The organism is Variovorax sp. P2_H12 (assembly GCF_056403395.1).
Genome location: NZ_JBFUFO010000021.1, coordinates 75576 through 93166, shown reverse-complemented (window position 1 = coordinate 93166; position 17591 = coordinate 75576). Strand labels below are relative to the sequence as shown.

At 66.6% G+C, this 17591-nt stretch carries 17 protein-coding genes and 1 pseudogene; 15 read left to right on the top strand and 3 right to left on the bottom strand.

What is annotated here, in order from left to right:
- The first annotated feature begins 15 nt into the window (after nt 1-15).
- Nucleotides 16-1947 carry a phage integrase family protein gene (locus AC1DYK_RS16665; protein WP_478167331.1) on the top strand — a complete coding sequence of 644 codons (1932 nt, stop codon included), beginning with the start codon at nt 16-18 and terminating at the stop codon, nt 1945-1947.
- Nucleotides 1922-2065 (top strand): annotated as a pseudogene (locus tag AC1DYK_RS16660) (IS3 family transposase); the annotation flags it as partial. The gene AC1DYK_RS16665 and the pseudogene AC1DYK_RS16660, both read left to right, overlap by 26 nt.
- Before the next feature lie 253 nt (nt 2066-2318).
- On the opposite strand, the gene AC1DYK_RS16655 reads toward AC1DYK_RS16660, so the two are convergent.
- Entirely contained in the window at nt 2319-3080 is a 762-nt protein-coding gene (locus AC1DYK_RS16655; protein WP_478167347.1) for an IclR family transcriptional regulator, read from the bottom strand.
- 202 nt (nt 3081-3282) lie between these two features.
- Here AC1DYK_RS16655 and AC1DYK_RS16650 point away from each other — a divergent pair, with 202 nt between their 5' ends.
- From AC1DYK_RS16650 to AC1DYK_RS16595, 12 genes are all read left to right on the top strand, one after another.
- On the top strand, nt 3283-4437 hold the full coding sequence (locus AC1DYK_RS16650) for an ABC transporter substrate-binding protein (protein WP_478158378.1): 1155 nt from the start codon (nt 3283-3285) through the stop codon (nt 4435-4437).
- A 16-nt stretch (nt 4438-4453) separates the two neighbouring features.
- Nucleotides 4454-5335: a branched-chain amino acid ABC transporter permease gene (locus tag AC1DYK_RS16645; RefSeq protein WP_478167330.1), complete on the top strand. Its 882-nt coding sequence runs from the start codon at nt 4454-4456 to the stop codon at nt 5333-5335.
- 1 nt (nt 5336) lies between these two features.
- The gene (locus AC1DYK_RS16640; protein ID WP_478167329.1) at nt 5337-6245 is read left to right on the top strand and encodes a branched-chain amino acid ABC transporter permease; all 909 of its coding nucleotides are present in this window, start codon (nt 5337-5339) and stop codon (nt 6243-6245) included.
- The gene (locus tag AC1DYK_RS16635; protein ID WP_478167328.1) at nt 6242-7024 is read left to right on the top strand and encodes an ABC transporter ATP-binding protein; all 783 of its coding nucleotides are present in this window, start codon (nt 6242-6244) and stop codon (nt 7022-7024) included. Before AC1DYK_RS16640 ends, AC1DYK_RS16635 begins: the two co-directional genes overlap by 4 nt.
- Nucleotides 7017-7757 carry an ABC transporter ATP-binding protein gene (locus AC1DYK_RS16630; protein WP_478167327.1) on the top strand — a complete coding sequence of 247 codons (741 nt, stop codon included), beginning with the start codon at nt 7017-7019 and terminating at the stop codon, nt 7755-7757. Before AC1DYK_RS16635 ends, AC1DYK_RS16630 begins: the two co-directional genes overlap by 8 nt.
- A gap of 4 nt (nt 7758-7761) precedes the next feature.
- Nucleotides 7762-8499: an SDR family NAD(P)-dependent oxidoreductase gene (locus AC1DYK_RS16625; protein WP_478090642.1), complete on the top strand. Its 738-nt coding sequence runs from the start codon at nt 7762-7764 to the stop codon at nt 8497-8499.
- Between the two features lie 37 nt (nt 8500-8536).
- Nucleotides 8537-9370, top strand: a complete 834-nt coding sequence (locus AC1DYK_RS16620) for a polysaccharide deacetylase family protein (protein ID WP_478167326.1) — start codon at nt 8537-8539, stop codon at nt 9368-9370.
- A 5-nt stretch (nt 9371-9375) separates the two neighbouring features.
- Nucleotides 9376-10809: an amidase gene (locus tag AC1DYK_RS16615; RefSeq protein WP_478167325.1), complete on the top strand. Its 1434-nt coding sequence runs from the start codon at nt 9376-9378 to the stop codon at nt 10807-10809.
- Complete coding sequence (locus tag AC1DYK_RS16610) at nt 10806-11258, top strand: N-acetyltransferase family protein (protein ID WP_478167324.1); 453 nt, start codon at nt 10806-10808, stop codon at nt 11256-11258. The genes AC1DYK_RS16615 and AC1DYK_RS16610 overlap by 4 nt, the downstream gene beginning before the upstream one ends.
- Before the next feature lie 16 nt (nt 11259-11274).
- Nucleotides 11275-12039, top strand: coding sequence for an SDR family NAD(P)-dependent oxidoreductase (locus tag AC1DYK_RS16605; protein WP_478167323.1), 765 nt, complete (start codon nt 11275-11277; stop codon nt 12037-12039).
- Between the two features lie 357 nt (nt 12040-12396).
- Nucleotides 12397-12537, top strand: coding sequence for a hypothetical protein (locus AC1DYK_RS16600; protein WP_478167322.1), 141 nt, complete (start codon nt 12397-12399; stop codon nt 12535-12537).
- 67 nt (nt 12538-12604) lie between these two features.
- Nucleotides 12605-13084, top strand: coding sequence for a hypothetical protein (locus tag AC1DYK_RS16595; RefSeq protein WP_478167321.1), 480 nt, complete (start codon nt 12605-12607; stop codon nt 13082-13084).
- On the opposite strand, the gene AC1DYK_RS16590 is transcribed toward AC1DYK_RS16595, so the two are convergent.
- Together AC1DYK_RS16590 and AC1DYK_RS16585 are read right to left on the bottom strand one after the other, a co-directional pair.
- A complete protein-coding gene (locus AC1DYK_RS16590) occupies nt 13075-14541 on the bottom strand; it encodes an NAD-dependent succinate-semialdehyde dehydrogenase (RefSeq protein WP_478090056.1) in 1467 nt (488 codons plus the stop codon). The genes AC1DYK_RS16595 and AC1DYK_RS16590 overlap by 10 nt on opposite strands.
- Nucleotides 14538-15806 carry a 4-aminobutyrate--2-oxoglutarate transaminase gene (locus tag AC1DYK_RS16585; protein WP_478167320.1) on the bottom strand — a complete coding sequence of 423 codons (1269 nt, stop codon included), beginning with the start codon at nt 15804-15806 and terminating at the stop codon, nt 14538-14540. The genes AC1DYK_RS16590 and AC1DYK_RS16585 overlap by 4 nt, the downstream gene beginning before the upstream one ends.
- A gap of 107 nt (nt 15807-15913) precedes the next feature.
- Between AC1DYK_RS16585 and pdxR the strand changes: the two genes are divergently transcribed.
- A complete protein-coding gene (gene pdxR, locus AC1DYK_RS16580; protein ID WP_478167319.1) occupies nt 15914-17374 on the top strand; it encodes a MocR-like pyridoxine biosynthesis transcription factor PdxR in 1461 nt (486 codons plus the stop codon).
- Nucleotides 17375-17591 lie beyond the last annotated feature (217 nt).

Here is a 17591-nt window from a genome sequence, read left to right as displayed (position 1 = left end):
CCCTTCGTGGCCGACATGAAGCAGCCCAAGGCACTTCCGCGCAAGCTGCACGGCGGGCACTTCGCCTTCATGCGGGCCCTGGCCCAAGGCCTCGATGAGCGCGCGAGCTGGGACCGCTACCTGCGCCTCGAAGGCGAGCACACGGACCTGAGGACAGTCCGAAAAACGATCGCCTGGATCCGCGACGAGTTTGCCGCCGCGGCCAGGCGGGAGAACAAGCCAGGCACCGCCCGGCTGATCCTGCTGGACGCGGAACGGATCAAGTCGGCGCCCAAGCAGCCCACGCTGGCCGAGTTTGCCCAAGCGCAGGGCATGGAGGATTTTTCGGAAGCCGAGCAGCTGGAAGCCTATGAAGAGGCCTACCCGCCCAGTGCGAGGGGAGCCAGGAGCGGGCAGGGCAGGGGACCCCAGGGCGCTTCGGCCCAGCCCACGCGGCGGGCCCGCGTCATCGAGCGGCAGCTCGAAGCGCTGCGCTGGTTGCAAGGCCTGGTGGCGCAGGATCCTCGACCGGGCGATCGCGTGGGGGCGTGGCTGAATCCTTCGCTGGCCAGCCGCCTCGAGCGCGCCGGTGTCCCGACACTCGCGGCGCTCGTCGAGCGCATCAACGGCATTGGCGCGCGCTGGTGGGTGCAGGTGCCTGGCGTGGGAGCGCTCAAGGGCGCACGGATCCTCGAATGGCTCCATGCGAACGAGATCGTGCTGGGGCTGCGCATCGGGTCGCACGTGGACCAGCCGCGTGCGCAACTGTCGGTGTCCACTCTGGCCGAGGTGGTGCCAGCGGCCACCGCCATCCGCCCTTTCGAGAAATTCCTGCTGCCGGCCGATCTGGATGGCCGTGCGGGGCGCTTTCGTGCCCCGATCGAGAGATGTCTCATCCTGGCCCGCAACGACCACGAGGCGATCGGCGCCTGGCTGGCTTCGAAGCAGGCGGGACGTTTGAACGGCGAACTCTCGTCGACGCAGCGGGCATATCGCAAGGAGGCGGAGCGGCTGCTGTTGTGGGCGATCCTTGAGCGAAAGAAGGCGTTATCTTCGCTGTCGGTGGAGGACGCGACGGATTACCGATCCTTCCTCGCCGATCCGCCGTCGACCTGGTGCGGGCCGCGGCATCACCAGCGCTGGTCGCCTCTGTGGCGGCCCCTTGAGGGACCGCTGGCCCCGGTCGCGCTGCGGCATTCGCTGACCATCCTGAGGAGCCTGTTTGCTTTCCTCGTGGGCCAGGGCTACGTCACAGGGAATCCTTTCACAGCTGTGGCATTGCCGAGCCAGCCGCCGCGGCCGCTCGGCGCGAGCCGGACCCTGACCTTCGCCCAGTGGGACCACGTCGACGTGCTGTTGAAGGACCATGTCGGCACGGAGGCCGGGCGGCGGCTGCGGCGCGGCATGCGCTGGCTCTACGCGACCGGGCTGCGCCTGGCCGAGATCACCAACGTGAAATGCGAGGACCTGGAGCAGGTCGACGACAAGGCGGCCAATGGGACGGTGGCGAACGACTGGATGCTGTTGGTCGTCGGCAAGGGCGGGCGCCGCCGGCAGGTGCCGGTTCCGGGCGAGCTGGTCGAAGAGCTTGGTGAAGAGCTGGCTCGATTCGGCTTCGAGCGTCAGGTGAGCGCACCGAGCAATCGGGGCATTCCTGTGATGGCGCGCTTCGACGCCACGCTCGAGCGGCCGGCATCCTGGTCGGCCTCGGGGCTCTACCAAGCGATCAAGGCGTTCCTGGCGCAGGCCGCCGACAGTCTTGACGGCGCCGATGCGCGGCAGCTGAAAAGGGCCAGCACGCATTGGCTACGTCATTCACATGCGTCGCATGCCTTGCAGGGCAGGGAAGGAAAGGCGCCGGTCCCCATCCAGGTGGTGCAAAACAACCTGGGGCATGCTTCCGTTGAGACGACGTCGATATACCTCGCTAACGAGCCCAATGAGAGCCTGGCAGGCGACGACCATTGAGCAGTTCATTGAGGTAGTTGATTCCTACATCCGTTGGTACAACGAGAGGCGGATCAAGATCTCTCTTGGCTCTCTCAGCCCCATCGAATACCGGGAGAGCCTTGGACTTGCGACTTAAAACCAGTTCAAGTTTTTATCCGCATCCCCGGTGGGTCAAAGCTCAACCGGCGCCGACACTTTCGCCTTCAGCCGTGCGGACCTGAGGCGAGGTCGCGCAGGCGAGATAGGCTCGTCGTCTTGCACGCCGACGGCGGCGGCAGTTTCATCGACAACAAGACGCGACGTGAAGAATTGTTTTATGGAATCCTTGAGGCTGACATCGCAATTCGACCCCTATGCCTTTGAGCAGAGAATGGGCGCCTTCGTTCATCCTATCCGCGCCCGAGGGCTCTGGCAGCCTCGATGACTAGTGGTGCGAAGCGCTGTGTGAACGACTCGCGGTTCCATTCAGAACAAGACCCGGCAATATGGACGGCCGCGATGGGTTGGTTGTTGTGGTCGAGGATTGCCGAGCTTACTGCGATCTCGCCAAGCAGGCTCTCCTCCAGTGACAGGCCGTAGTTGAGCGCTTTCGCCTCGGCGACCTTCAACTTGATCTGCGCCTTGTCCGTCACGGTCTTGGGCGTCAGGGGCGCAAGCACCGAACGATCCAGGATGTCGTCGACCGCTTCTTCGCTCAAGAACGACATGATGGCTCGCCCCCCCGATGAGCAGTAAGTTGGGATACGTCGTCCCACCAGTGTCGCGAAGAACGTCTCGCGCTTACTCTGCCTGCGCATCGCATAGATGATGGACAAGTCGTCGAACAGGCTCAAGTCGACGCGCTCACCCGTCTGCCGCTGCAGATCGGCAAGGACGGGTGTAGCACGTTCCATGAGCGGATTGCCGCGCAGAAAGTCGAACGTGCGCTCCAGCAGTTTCTTGCCAAGAACGTAGCCGCGGCCATTCGGTCCCTTTTCCAGATATCCCAAGGTGGCCAGGGTATGTGCCATGCGTTGGGCCGTGCTTCGGTCTATGCCGGCCTGCTCCGCAAGCTCATTCAGGCTGAGCGGCCCCGGCCGCGCCCCCAGTGCTTCCAGCACGCTCATGCTCTTCGCCACGGACTGCACAAACAAGTGATCAGGCGCTGACATCCGGTTTTCCAAGGTAAGTAAATCGACGCGATCCAGGGCACGCACGAAAATCTGCGTACTAACCCTGATAAATGGTTTGATCGTACTATTATAGAATCATAGTGTACTGCATTGCAATACAGATAGCCCAAAATTTATGGATCTGCGTCGAATCGGTGCATTTCCGAGACTGTGTTGACTCCCCAAAAGAAGGATCCTTGATATGAAGCGAATCGTCATGCGTCGTGCCGTTCTGGCACTGTTTGCTGCTGCCGTCGTTCCCATGGCTGGTGCCCAGGGTCAGAGCGAACCGATCCGGCTGGGTGTGATGCTCCCCTTGACCGGGCCCGCCGCGCTGGCCGGCACCTCCATCCTGGAAGGAATTCGCTTCGCCGCGGACGAGGCCAATGCCAAGGGCGGCGCCAACGGTCGCAAGGTGCAGCTCTTCGTCGAGAACGACGAGGGCTCGTCGACCAAGGGCGTGACCGCCGTGCGCAAGCTGGTGGAATCCGACAAGGTCATCGCCATCAGCGGCACCTATGTGAGCGCGGTTGCGCTGGCTGCATTCAAGGTGGCGCGGGAGTTCAAGGTGCCCATGGTCTCGGCAGGCTCGACCTCGTCGAACGTGACCGACGCGAACACCGCAGGCGACCCGTGGTTCTTCCGTGCCTTCCCCGGCAGCGACGAGCAGGGCGAGCAATCGGCACGCGACATCGTCAAGAAGCTCAATGCGAAGAAGGTCGCGCTCATCCAGGAGAACTCGATCTACGGTTCGTCCCTGGCCGAGCAGATGAAGAAGGTGATTCCGCAGTACGGCGGCCAGATCGTCGGTGTCGAAAGCTACAACCCCGACGAGCGCGACTTCTATACGGTGCTCACCAAGGTGCGCATGAAGCAGCCCGACGCGATCTACATCGCGGGCCTGATGGATGCCGGCGCGCAGATCATCAAGCAGTCGCGCGAGGTCGGGCTGAAGGCCGAGCTGGTGGGCTCAGGCTCGATGATGAGCGACAAGCTGATCGAGCTGGCGGGACCGGCCTCGGAAGGTTTCGCGGTGTCGTCCATGTTCGAGCCGTCCACGCCCAACAAGGTCGGCCAGGCATTCACCGCCGCCTTCCGCCAGAAGATGAGGAAGGAGCCCGACGTCTACAGCGCGCTGGGCTACGACTCAATGCACCTGCTGATCGAGGCTGCCCGCCGCGCGCCGAAGCTCGACGGCGCCGCCATGCAGGCCACGCTCAAGTCGATGAAGGACGTGCCGCTGGTGCAAGGACCGGACGGCACGGTGTCCAAGTTCGACGACAAGGGCAGCGTCAGCTTCAAGATCGGCCTGGCCGTGGTGCGCAACGGCAAGCGCCAGTGGCTGCCGTTCGACTGACGAGCCCCAGGTCAAAATGGATTTGCTCAGTCTGTTCCCGCAGTTCCTGGCCAACGGGCTGGTCAACGGCGCCAGCTACGTGCTGGTGGCCGTCGGCCTGACCCTGGTCTTCGGCATCCTGCACATCGTCAACTTCGCCCATGGCGAGTTCTACATGCTGGGCGGCTATGCGGCCGTCACAGCCTCCGCGGTGTTCGGCCTGCCTCTCTTTCTCACGCTGCTCGTGGTGGTGCTCTGTCTTGCCGCATTCGGCATGCTGGCCGAGCGGATCGTCTTCAAGCCGCTGGCCAATCGAGATCCGGGCAACGCCATCATTGCGTCCTTCGGTCTCTCGGTGCTGCTGCAGAACGGCGCCCTGCTGGTGTTCGGCGCCCAGCCGCAGTCCCTGAAGACCGACCTGGCGAGCGTCCCGGTGCAGATCGGACCGGTGTTCCTGACGGGGCAGCGCGTGCTGATCGTGGGCGTCACGATCGCGATCGTGGTCGCGCTGCTGCTGGTGCTGCGCTTTACTTGGACCGGACGCGCATTGCGGGCGATGGCGCAACACTCTGTCGTGGCGCTGATCAGCGGCGTGAACGTGCGCAAGATCGCCGTGATCACCTTCGCCATCGCCGCCGCCATGGCCGGTGTGGCAGGCGCTTTGATGTCATCGGTGTTTCTGGTGCAGCCGACTGCGGGTGCCATGCTGGTCATGAAGGCCTTCACGGTCGTGATTCTCGGCGGCATGGGCAGCATCGGCGGCGCCGTGATCGCCGGTATCGGCCTGGGTGTGATCGAGGCGATGGTGTCCGGCTACATCGGCAATGAACTGCGGGACATGATCGGCTTCTTCCTTGTCATCGCCATGCTCCTGATCCGCCCGCAGGGCCTTCTGGGCCAATCCACGGAGCGTTCCTGACATGCGTCATCTTCTTGCATTGCTGGTCGCCATCGGCGCCTTGCTTCTTCTGCCGGCGATGGGGCCGGGCGGCTATGTCCTGAACATCCTGGTGATGATCTTCATCTTCGTCATGCTCGCGGTGAGCCTCGACCTGGTCATGGGCTGGGCCGGGCAGTTCTCCTTTGCGCATGCGGCCTTCTTCGGGATCGGCGCCTATACGACCGCCATTCTCGCGCGGGATCTCGGGACCGGCATCTGGCTCAACCTGCCGGCGGGCATGCTGGTCGCCGGCCTGTGCGGTCTGCTGCTCGGACTGCCGGCGCTGCGGCTGCGCGGCCACTTCCTGGCAATCGTGACGATCGCGTTCCAGACCATCGTCTACCTCGCACTCACGCAGTGGAAGGGGCTCACCGGCGGCCAGTTCGGCATCGAAGTGAAGCCGGTTGCGGGCTTCGAGTCGATCGACCGCTTCTACTACCTGGCCCTTGGACTGAGCGTGGCGAGCGTCGCCATCGGCTGGTGCCTTGCGCATTCGCGCCTCGGCATGACGTGGAAAGCCGTGCGCGACGACGAGGTGCTGGCACGGGCCATCGGCCTGAACACCACGGCCAGCAAGCTGACGGCCTTCGTGATCGCCTCGGCGCTGGCCGGCGCGGCGGGCGTGCTGGTGGCACACCACATCCGCGGCGTGACGCCGGACGACTTCACCGTGCTGACCTCCTCGACGATCGTCGCGATGGTGGTCGTGGGCGGGCGCGGCACGATCTGGGGCCCGCTGCTGGGTGCGGTCGTCTTCACCGCGCTGCCGGAGGTGCTCGGTTTCGCCGCCAACTACAAACTGATCATCTATGGCCTGCTCATGATCGTGATGGTGATCGTGATGCCGCAGGGCGTGTTCGGCGCATGGGTCGGAAGGACGAAGAAATGAAGGCGCCTCTGCTGCGATTCGACACCGTGACGCGCCGCTTCGGCGGGCTGGTGGCGCTCAACGGGATCAGCTTCGACGTCGGCGAGGGCGAGATCGTGGGGCTGATCGGGCCCAATGGTTCGGGGAAGTCAACGCTCGCAAACATCGTCACGGGCGTCCTGCCGCCGAGCGCCGGGGCGGTCTACATGGGGGACACCCGGATCTCCGGCACCGCGCCGTGGCGCATTGCGCGCGCGGGCGTCGCGCGCACCTTCCAGATGCTGCGGCTGTTCCCCTCGATGTCGGTCGCCGACAACATCGCGCTGGCGATGCAGCCGGGGCTGAAGAGCGGTTACGGCGCCTCGATCTTCCGCCTGGCCTCGGCCGGCCGGGAAGACGGCGAGGTTCGCGCGAAGGCCATCGAGACGCTGTCGTTGTTCAACCTCGAGAAGTTCATCGACCAGCCTGCCACGGCGCTGTCGATCGGCCAACAGCGCATGGTCGAACTGGCGCGCGGCCTGGCCACGGGACCGCGTGTGTTCGTTCTCGACGAGCCGGCCGCCGGGCTCTCGCCGCCCATGGTCGACCGCCTGATCGAAGTCATCGGGCGCATGCGTGCCGACTACGGTGTGACCGTGCTGCTCGTCGAACACGTGATGCGCGTGGTCCAGGCCGTGTGCGACCGCGTGGTGGTGCTCGATTACGGCGAGAAAATTGCCGACGCCACGCCGTCGGAGGCCATCAACGACGCGCGCGTGGTCGAGGCGTATTTGGGAACAGGACGGTCGAAGCATGCTTGAAGTCAGGAACATCGAGGCCGGATACGAACGCACCAAGGTGCTGTATGGCGTGTCCTTCTCCGTGCTCAAGGGCGGCCTGACGGCGGTGCTGGGCGGCAACGGATCCGGCAAGTCGACCACGCTGAAGGCGCTGGCCGGCCTGGTGGTGCCGACCGCCGGCGAGATCCTGCTCGACGGCCAGCGCGTCGATCAGGTGCCGGCGTACCAGATGGCCGGCAAAGGCCTGGTGCTGGTGCCGCAGGGCAAGGAAGTGTTCGCCGGCATGTCGGTGGAGGAGAACATCCTGATGGGCGCCTATCACCGTCGCAGCGAGAAGGCGCAGATCCGGCGCGACCTCGCCGAGGTCTACGCGCTCTTCCCGCGGCTCGTCGTGCGCAGGAAGGCGCTGGCCGGACTGCTTTCGGGGGGCGAGCGCCAGATGCTGTCCATCGGGCGCGCGCTGCTGGCCAAGCCCCGCTTGCTGCTGCTCGACGAACCCTCTGCCGCGCTGTCGCCGAAGGTCGTGGGAGAGATCGCGGACATCATCCGCGACCTGCGCACCCGGGGCCTGTCCATCCTGCTCGTCGAGCAGAACGTCTCGATGGCACTCGAGCTCGCCGACGAGATCCACATCCTGCGCGAAGGCCGGGTGGCGCACTCGTGCGTCAACGGACCCGATGTCGACCTGGCCTCGCTGCAGCAGTTTTACCTGGGCGCCGCGCCGATGCCGGTCGCCGCTTCGAAGGAGGCCTGAGCGCATGCGATTCAAGGACAAGAACATCATCGTCACCGGCGCGGCCCGGGGCATCGGTCGCGCGACCGTGGAGCGCTTTGCTTCCGAGGGGGCCAGGGTGCTGGCCGTCGACCTCGATTTCGAGGCAGGCGAGGCCATCGGCGCCGGCGTACACACGCTGGCGCTGGACCTCGCGAGCGACGAGGCGCCCCTGCGCGTCATAGAGGCGGCCCGGGGGCTCGGCGGCGCCGTCGATTTCCTGGTCAACAACGCGGGCGTCGGCGGCTCCAAAGCGCTCGCGCTGTCGGACGATGCCCTGATCGACCGCATCCTCGGTGTCAACCTGCGTGCGGTGCTGCGCCTGACGCGCGATGTGCTGCCCGCGCTCGCGGACGGCGGCAGCATCGTGAACGTCGCCTCGGTCTTCGGCGAGACGGGCTTCCCGGGTTCGACCGCCTACGCGGTGGCCAAGGCCGGCATCTCGCAGCTCACCCGGCAGCTCGTGTCCGATCTGTCCGCGCGCGGCATCCGCATCAATGCGGTGGCGCCCGGCGTGATCCATACCGCGATGACCGCGCACCGTCTGAATCACGACGCCGCCTACCAGAAGGCCATGGTCGACGCGACGCCACTGAAGTCGATCGGCACCGGTGCGCAAGTCGCGTCCGTCATCGCGTTCCTCTGTAGCGAGGACGCCTCCTTTGTCACAGGCCAGGTCATCGCCGTGGACGGCGGGTGGCTGGCCTGCCACGCGCACGCCTGAGCGCCGCGTGCCTTCCATCCACTCCAAGGACATACCGATGAATCCCAACGATCCCGTGATCTGGCCGAACGGCGCGCGCTGCGCGGTCATGCTGGCCTTCGACTTCGACGCCGAGACGCTCTGGCTGTCTCGCGATCCCGCCAACGCGAAGCGCCCCGGCACCTTGTCGCAAGGCACCTACGGTGCCAAGGTCGGCGTGCCGAAGATCGTCGAGACGCTGAAGGACGCCGACGTGCCTGCCACGTTCTTCGTTCCTGGCTGGACCGCCGAACGGCACCAGGACAAGGTCGAGCTGGTGCTGCGCCACGGGCACGAGGTCGGGCACCACGGCTACCTCCACGAATGGATCGATCCCGACAAGCCGGAGCTCGAGGAAGAGGTCTTCGTCAAGGGGCTCGAGGCGCTTCGGGCCACCGTCGGCGTCAAGCCCCTGGGCTACCGCTCGCCGGCGTGGGAGACGAGCCACAACATGATCGCGTTGATCCAGAAGTACGGGCTGCGCTACGACAGCTCGCTGATGGACCAGATCAATCCCTACCGCCATGTGCTGGCCGACGGCAGCGCCGGCCCGATCGAACTGCCAGTCCATTGGAGCCTCGACGATGCACCGTTCGCGCTGTTCTCCATCAAGACGCCGCGCACGATCGTCTCGAACCAGCAGATCCTCGAGGTCTGGAAGGACGAGTTCCGCGAGATCTACCGCTGGGGCGGCCTCTTCTCTCTGACGATGCACCCGCAGGTCATCGGCCGGCCGTCGCGCATCGCGATGCTGCGCGAATTCATCGCCTGGATGCAGGGTTTCCCCAATGTGTGGTTTGCGCGCGGTGGCGAAGTCGCCGACGCTTGGGCGAGCGCCGAGGCCAACGCCTGAGCTCCATGCAAGATCACGAGTACGAAAAGCTGGACGGCCTGGGCCTGGCCGCGCTGCTGCGGGCCGGCGAAGTTACGTCGCAGGAACTGATGGAGTGCGCGATCCGGCTGGCGCGCGCGCGCGCCCCGGCCCTGAATGCGCTGAGCTACGAGCAGTACGAGGAATCGATGGCCGTCGCGCGGGCGTGGACGTCGCGCGGCGCCTTCGGTGGGATCCCGTTCCTGTTGAAGGATTCCGGCCTGGCCTCGACGCGGCTGCCATCGAGCCTGGGTTCGAGGCTGTTCAACGACATGCGCTACACGCGCAACGCCACCCTCGTGGACCGCTTCGAGATGGCCGGCTTCATCGCGTTCGCACGCTCGAACGTGCCGGAGCTGTGCATGGCGCCGAGCACCGAGGCGGTGCGCAACGGCGGCCCGACGCGCAACCCCTGGGATGGAGGCCGTTCGGCCGGCGGATCCAGCGGCGGCGCGGCCGCTGCGGTGGCGGCCGGCATCGTTCCGGTGGCCCATGGCAGCGATGGCGGTGGATCGATCCGGATTCCCGCCTCGTGCTGCGGGCTGTTCGGCCTCAAGCCCTCGCGCGGCCTGGTGCCGATGGGGCCGTTCCGGGGTGAAGGATGGGGCGGCCTGGCGGTCGACGGCGTGTTGAGCCGCACGGTGCGCGACACCGCGGCCGCCATGGATGCCATCGCCGGCGCGGAGCCCGGCGCGCCCTATGCCGGCCCGGTGTTCGAGAAGACCTTCCTCGCAGCGCTCGATCAGGGCCCGGCGCGGGCGCTGCGCATCGGCGTATGGCGCAAGCCCTTCGGCGACATGGTGCTTGCCCCCGAATGCGTGGCGGCACTCGAGGCGACGGCCAGGCTTTGCGCATCGCTCGGACACGAGATCGTCGAGATGGACACGCCCGCCTTCGACTACGACGGCTTCGTCGATGCGCACGCCGAAGTGCTGGCGGCCAACATCGTGGTGTCGGTCGATGCACGCCTGAAGGTGCTCGGCCGGGCCTTGCGCGACGACGATCTCGAAGCGGCGATCCGTGACGGCTACGAGATGGGCCATTCGGTGTCGGCGGCGGTCTACGCCTCGGCGATCAACCGCTTCCATGACATCGGGCGCCAGATGGAGGCTTGCATGGACGGCGTCGACGTGCTGATGACGCCGGGGCTGGTCCAGTTGCCGGCTCCGATCGGCGAGCTGGCGATGACCGGTAGCTTCAGCGACTTCCGCCGCCGCATGGGGCGCTACTCGACCTTCTTTGCATTGATCAACGCTTCGGGGCAGCCCGCTGCGAGCCTGCCGACCTACTGGACACCCGAACGGCTGCCCGTGGGCACCCAGATCATTGCGCGCCTCGGGCGTGACGACCTCATTCTTCAACTGGCCGCGCAGATCGAAGCGACCGGAACCTGGCAACCTCACAAAGGAACAGCGACATGACAAGCGCGGTCTCCATTCGTCTCCTGACCTCGGCCGACTTCGATGTCTGGGCGTCGCTCTGGAAGGGCTATCAGCAGTTCTACAAGGTCGACCTCGCGCCGGCGGTGAGCGAGCGCACCTTCGCGCGCCTGCTCGACGCCGCCGAGCCGATGCATTGCGCGCTGGCCGTGCAGGACGGCCGGCCCGTGGGTTTCGTGCATTTCATCTTTCATCGCTCGACCTGGACCGAGGGCGACTACTGCTACCTGCAGGACCTGTTCGTCGACCCGGCATGCCGGGGCGGCGGGCAGGGCCGGAAGTTGATCGAGCACGTCTACGACACGGCCCGCAAGCAGGGCGCCTCACGCGTCTACTGGCTGACCCACGAGACGAACACGGACGCCATGAAGCTCTACGACAAGGTCGCCGAGCGCTCGGGCTTCGTGCAGTACCGGCGTGCCATGCCCTGACACGGGAGACCCATCGATGACCCAACGTTTCGAAGGCCGCGTGGCGGCCGTGACCGGGGCCGCGAGCGGCCTCGGAAAAGCTACCGCGCTGGCGCTTGCCGGGCAGGGCGCACGCGTGCTCCTGTTCGATCGCGACGCGGCCGGCCTGGCATCGACCGCCGCGCGGTGTGCCGGCTCGGTGAGCGTCGTGGGCGATGCCTCGTCGGCCGACGACGTCGCGCGCGCCGCCGAGACCGCGCGCCGCGAGCTCGGCCCGGTCGAGCTGCTGGCCGCCGCCGCCGGCATCCTCGGCCCGGCCAAGCCGGCCATCGAGATCGAGGAGGCCGAGTGGGATCGGCTGTTCGCGGTCAACGCGAAAGGCCCGTGGCTCGCCGCGCGCGCTTTCGTGCCCCAGATGCGGGAGATCGGCCGCGGCTCGATCGTGCTGTTCTCGTCGACCGCGGGCCTGATCGGCTCGCCCTTTCTCTCCGCGTACTCGGCGTCCAAGGGCGCGGTCACGATGCTCACGCGCAGTCTCGCGCTCAACCATGCGGCGGAGAAGATCCGCGTGAACTGCGTCTGCCCCGGGACCATCAACGGGCCGATGACCGACACGAGCTTTGCGCAGGCAGGGGACAGCGACGCCCGGGCGGTCCGTGCGCAGACCATGCTTTCGCGCATACCGAGCGGCCGCTTCGGCGAACCCGAGGAGATCGCCGCGGCGGTGCTCTATCTGCTCGGGGACGAGGCCGGCTTCACCACTGGAATCGCGCTGCCGGTGGACGGCGGTCGCATTGCCTGAGCGGGAAAGGCCATGGGCTCGCATCCCACACCCATCCCCTCGAGCGACGGCGATCCCTACGAAGACAGCGTACTCGAAACGCTTTTTCGGGATGCACGCCCAGGTGCGGCAGGCCGGCCCCGTCGGGTTCCTCTCGCGGTACGGCGTCTACGTGATGGGCCGCCATCGCAACGTCCAGCCGGCGCTGAAGGGCTGGCAGACCTTCTCCTCTGAAGGCGGTTCGGGCCTGCCCGACATCCGCAAGCCGGGCGCCTGGCGCGCGCCCAGCCCGATCGTCGAAGTCGATCCGCCGCGCCACACGCAGGTGCGCACGGCCGTCCAACGGATCCTGTCGCCGCACAGGGCACGTTCGACGGCGTGCAGGACTTGGCGGAGGCCTATGTCGGCGAGACTCTTCCGAATGCGCCCAGGCTGTGGCACTCGCCGGAACGGCGCGCCAACCTGTTCCTGCTGGGCGAGCGGACCTTCGACGGCCAAGGGCCGCGCAATGCGCGCTAGGAGGAGACGCAGCGCCGCGTCGACCTCTTCGCAGATTGGTACAACGCGAACATGCAGCGAGAGAGCCTTGATTCCGGAGCAGTTCGCAATCCTCAGGGCCGATCCGGCCAAGGCCCGCATGGCATTGGAAGAGTCGATGCGGCTGGTCGCGCACGATGGTGCGGTTTTGCGGCGGCTCGAGCTCCTGGACGACCTCGTAGAAGGCATCTCTCTTCATACGTGTCACAAAGAAGACGCCCCGGTTGTCCACCACGATGGTGCCGGCGCCGAAGTCAGTCAACTGGGCAACCTTCACGTCTGGCACCTTGCCGTCGGCGACCACGCCGAGGCACGGCAGGTAACTGTCGTGGTCGAGAACCAGGTGCAGCTTCACGGCGCCCTTGGTACGCTGCTACTTGGCCCAGGCGTACATGGACAGGCTCAGGTCAATGACGGTGGAGTCGATGCTCACCAGTGGGGTCAAATGCACTATGTGTATCACTGGTTGCCCGGGACACCGGTCCTCTTCGCACGCACCGTCATTTGTGGGAGCACGGGTCAATCCTGAAGACACACGTACTTGAGTTCGAGGTAGTCCTCGATGCCATGCCGCGAGCCTTCGCGGCCCAGGCCTGACTGCTTGACGCCGCCGAAGGGCGCGACCTCGTTCGAGATCAGCCCGGTGTTGACGCCCACCATGCCGGTCTCGAGCGACTCGCTGACGCGCCGGATGCGGCGCCTGTCCTCGGTGAAGACATAGGCGGCGAGCCCGAACACCGTGGCATTGGCCATCGCAATGGCGCCGTCCTCGGTCTCGAAGCGGAACAGCGGCGCCACCGGCCCGAAGGTTTCCTCGCCCGCGACGCGCATCGATTGCGTCATGCCGGTCAGCACCGTGGGCTCGAAGAAGTTTCCGCCGAGTGAATGGCCACTGCCGCCGGTCTGCAATTTCGCGCCCTGGGTCAGCGCATCGTCGATGTGCTGGCGCACCTTGGTGATGGCGCGCCCGTCGATCAATGGGCCCTGCGTGACGCCCGGTTCCAGGCCATTGCCTACGCGCAGCGCCTCGACAGCCTTCACGAGCCGGCGAGCCAGCTCGTCATAGACGCCGGCTTGCACGTAGATTCGGTTGGCACACACGCAGGTCTGGCCCATGTTTCGGAACTTCGAGGCCATGATGCCCGTGACCGCGCGGTCCAGGTCAGCGTCGTCGAAGACGATCAAGGGCGCATTGCCGCCGAGCTCGAGAGACAGCTTCTTGATGGTCGGCGAACACTGCTGCATCAGCAGACGGCCGACGCCGGTCGAGCCGGTGAAGCTGAGCTTGCGCACCGTGTCGCTCTCGCACAGCGCGGCGCCGATCGCGGCGGCATCGCCGACCAGGATCTGCAGCACGCCGGGCGGGATGCCCGCCTCCTGCGCCAGCGCGCCGAGCGCGAACGCGCTGAGCGGCGTCAGCTCGGACGGCTTGACGACGATGGTGCAGCCGGCCGCGAGCGCCGGGCCGACCTTGCGCGTGATCATCGCAGCCGGGAAGTTCCAGGGTGTGATCGCCGCGCAGACGCCGATCGGCTGCTTCAGCACCAACATGCGCTGGCCGTCGCGCTGCGCCTGCAGCACCTCGCCGTCGACGCGCTTGCCCTCCTCGCCGAACCATTCGATGAACGACGCGGCATAGGCGATCTCACCGCGCGCCTCGGCCAGCGGCTTGCCCTGCTCGAGGGTCATCAGGCGCGCCAGATCCTCCTGGTGCGCCAGCATCAGGTCGGCCCAGCGGCGCAGGATCGCGGCACGGTCGCGCGCCGTTCGTGCGCGCCAGGCCGGCAGCGCGGCCTCGGCGCCGGCGATGGCACGCCCGGCTTCGATGCGGCCCATGTTCGGCACCAGGCCGAGCAGTTCCCCATTGGCCGGGTCGCGGACCTCGAGGGTGCCTTCGTCATCGGCGGGCACCCACTGGCCATCGATCAGGCAGGCGTTCTTTAGCAGTTGCGGGCGGCTGAGCCCGAGGTCGCGCAAGCTGCTCATGCCTGCAACGCGCCATCGAGGATCGTCAGCGCACGCTCGAACAGCGCATCGGGAATGGTCAGCGGAAACAGAAAGCGGATCACGTTGCCGTGCATGCCGCAGCTCAGAAGCAACAGGCCCTGCGCCAGCGCGCGTGCCTGCACGCGCCGCACGGCCTCGGGATCGGGCCCGCCAGTCGCGGGGTCGCGCAGTTCGATCGCGACCATGGCACCCTGCGCGCGCACATCGGAAATGCCCTGGTTCGATTCCTTCGCCGCCAGCAGGCGCGCCACCAGCCGACGGCCGAGCGCGTCGGCGCGGCCGCAGAGCTGTTCGTCCTCGATCACGTCGAGCACCGCATGGGCCGAAGCCACCGCCAGCGGATTGCCCGCGTAGGTGCCGCCCAGGCCTCCTGGCGCGGGCGCGTCCATGATCGCCGCGCGGCCGGCGACGGCCGACAGCGGCATGCCGCCGGCGAGGCTCTTGGCCATGGTGATCAGGTCGGGCTCGACGCCGTGATGCAGCATCGCGAACAGGCGTCCGGTGCGTCCGAAGCCGGTCTGGATCTCGTCGGCAATCAGCACGATGCCGTGCGCGTCGCACAGCGCGCGCAGCCCCTTCATGAGTTCGGTCGGCGCGACGTTGAAGCCGCCCTCGCCCTGTACCGGCTCGATGATGATCGCCGCGACGCGCTGCGGGTCGATGTCGGTCTTGAACAACTGTCCGATGGCGGCCAGCGAGTCGGCTGCGGCCACACCCTGCTGTGCGCTCGGGAACGGCACGTGGAATACGTCGCCCGGGAACGGGCCGAAGCCGACCTTGTACGGCGCCACCTTGCCGGTCAGCGCCAGGCCCATCAGCGTGCGGCCATGGAAGCCGCCGCCGAAGGCGATCACGCCCGGCCGCCCGGTGTGGGCGCGGGCGATCTTGATGGCGTTCTCGACCGCCTCGGCGCCGGTCGTGAAGAAGGCCGTCTTCACCGGACCGGTGATCGGCACCCGCTTGTTCAGCCGCTCGGCCAGGCTCACGACGCTCTCGTACGGGACGATCTGGTAGGCCGTATGGGTGAAGCGCGCCAGTTGCTCGGCGATGGCTGCCTCGACGCGCGGATGGCGGTGCCCGGTGTTGAGCACGGCGATGCCGGCTGCAAAGTCAATGAACTCGCGGCCTTCGACGTCCCAGAGGCTGGCGTTCTCGGCTCGTTGGGCAAAAAAGTCGCACATCACGCCGACACCGCGCGGCGTGGCTGCAAGGCGTCGGTCACGGAGTTCACTGTTGGTGGTCATGGTCAAGAAAGTGGAGTGATTGCTGAAGATCTGATTGAATGTCGAATTGGCACCAATTGAAAGATCCACTTTCGTTTGTTTGGTGGTGCCAATTCAAAGAGCCAAGTATGAAATCGATCTGCGCCGACCTGGTGCTGCAGCGCCTCGCGGCCGACGTCCGCACCGCGCTGAACCGCCGGCTCTACGACTGCCTGCGCGAGGCGATCCTCGACGGCAGCCTGCCGCCGTCGAGTGCGCTGCCGGCTTCGCGCGACCTCGCGCGGGAGACCGGCATGTCGCGCAACACCGTGCTGCACGCCTATGCGCAGCTGCAGGCCGAGGGCTACCTGCATTCGCGCGTCGGCAGCGGCACCTTCGTCGCCGAGACCACGCCAGACAGCCTCCTCAGCGCGGGCCTCGCACGCAGCACCGAGCCCGCCGCCAGCTCACCGGTGCGCCTGGCGAAGCGCGCGCAGGCACTGCTGGCCAACGCCTCGGCGGCTCCGCAGCAATGGGGAGCCTTCATGCCCGGTGTGCCCGACGTGACGCAGTTCCCGCACCGCACCTTCAGTCGCATACTCACGCGACTGTGGCGCGCACCGGCTCCGGAGCTGCTGACCTATTCGCATGGCGGCGGCCATCCGGCGCTGCGTGCCGCCATTGCCGAGCACCTGCGCGTGGCACGCTCGGTGCGCTGCGATCCAGACCAGGTGCTGGTGACCGAAGGTGTGCACCAGGCGATCGACATGACCCTGCGCATGCTGGTCGACCCACGGGACACCGTGTGGGTCGAGGAGCCGGGCTATTGGGGCTTCCACAAAGTGCTGCAGATGGGCTCAGCACGCGTGCGGCCGTTGCGCGTCGAGGCGGGGTCTGCTGCCTGGCCGCGCGGAGGGCAGCCGCCGCGGCTGATCTTCGTCACGCCGTCGCACCAGTACCCGCTGGGTTCGGTCATGAGCCTGGCGCGGCGGCGCGAGTTGCTGGACTTCGCGCGCGCATCGGGCAGCTGGATCGTGGAGGACGACTACGACAGCGAGTTCCGTTTCGCCGGCCGTCCGATTCCCGCAATGCAGGGGCTGGAGGCCGAGAGCCCAGTGATCTACGTCGGAACTTTCAGCAAGACGCTGTTTCCGGGCCTGCGCGTGGGCTACATGGTGCTTCCGAAAGCGCTGGCCGAGCCGTTTCGCACCGCCCATGCCGATCTCTACCGCGAGGGGCACGCAATCACGCAGGCTGCGCTGGCCGAACTGATCGACCAAGGTCACTACGCCGCTCACATCCGGCGCATGCGGGTGCTGTATGCGCGGCGGCGCGCGCTGCTGGCCGGACTCATCGGCGAGCGGCTCGGGCCGGCCTACCTTGATGCGCAGTCGAGCAATGCGGGGCTGCACCTGGTGCTGCGCCTGCCCGACGGCAGCGATGACGTGGCCGTCACGCAGCAGGCGCAACAGCGCGGCGTCCTGACGCGGCCGCTGTCGCGTTACTACGCGCGAGGGGGCACGCAGCGCGGCCTGCTGTTGGGATACGCCTGCGTGCAGGAGGAGCACATTGCGCCGGCGTTCGAGTTGCTGCTGGGATGCTTGCGCTGAATGAAAGGTACGTCACGAAAATGCCCGATCCCAAATCCGTAGTTGGCGCTTTTCCCTGACGCTCAACGAGGGTTGCGATCTGGCTGTGGGAACTTCTGAATAGCAAGTCACCTTCTCAGTGACCGGGCACTGCTCGTCGGGGATCTGATTTGGAATCAACTCCAAAAGTACCGCACCTACCTTGCGGAGAACTCTGTGCTTGCCACCCACCAGGTCG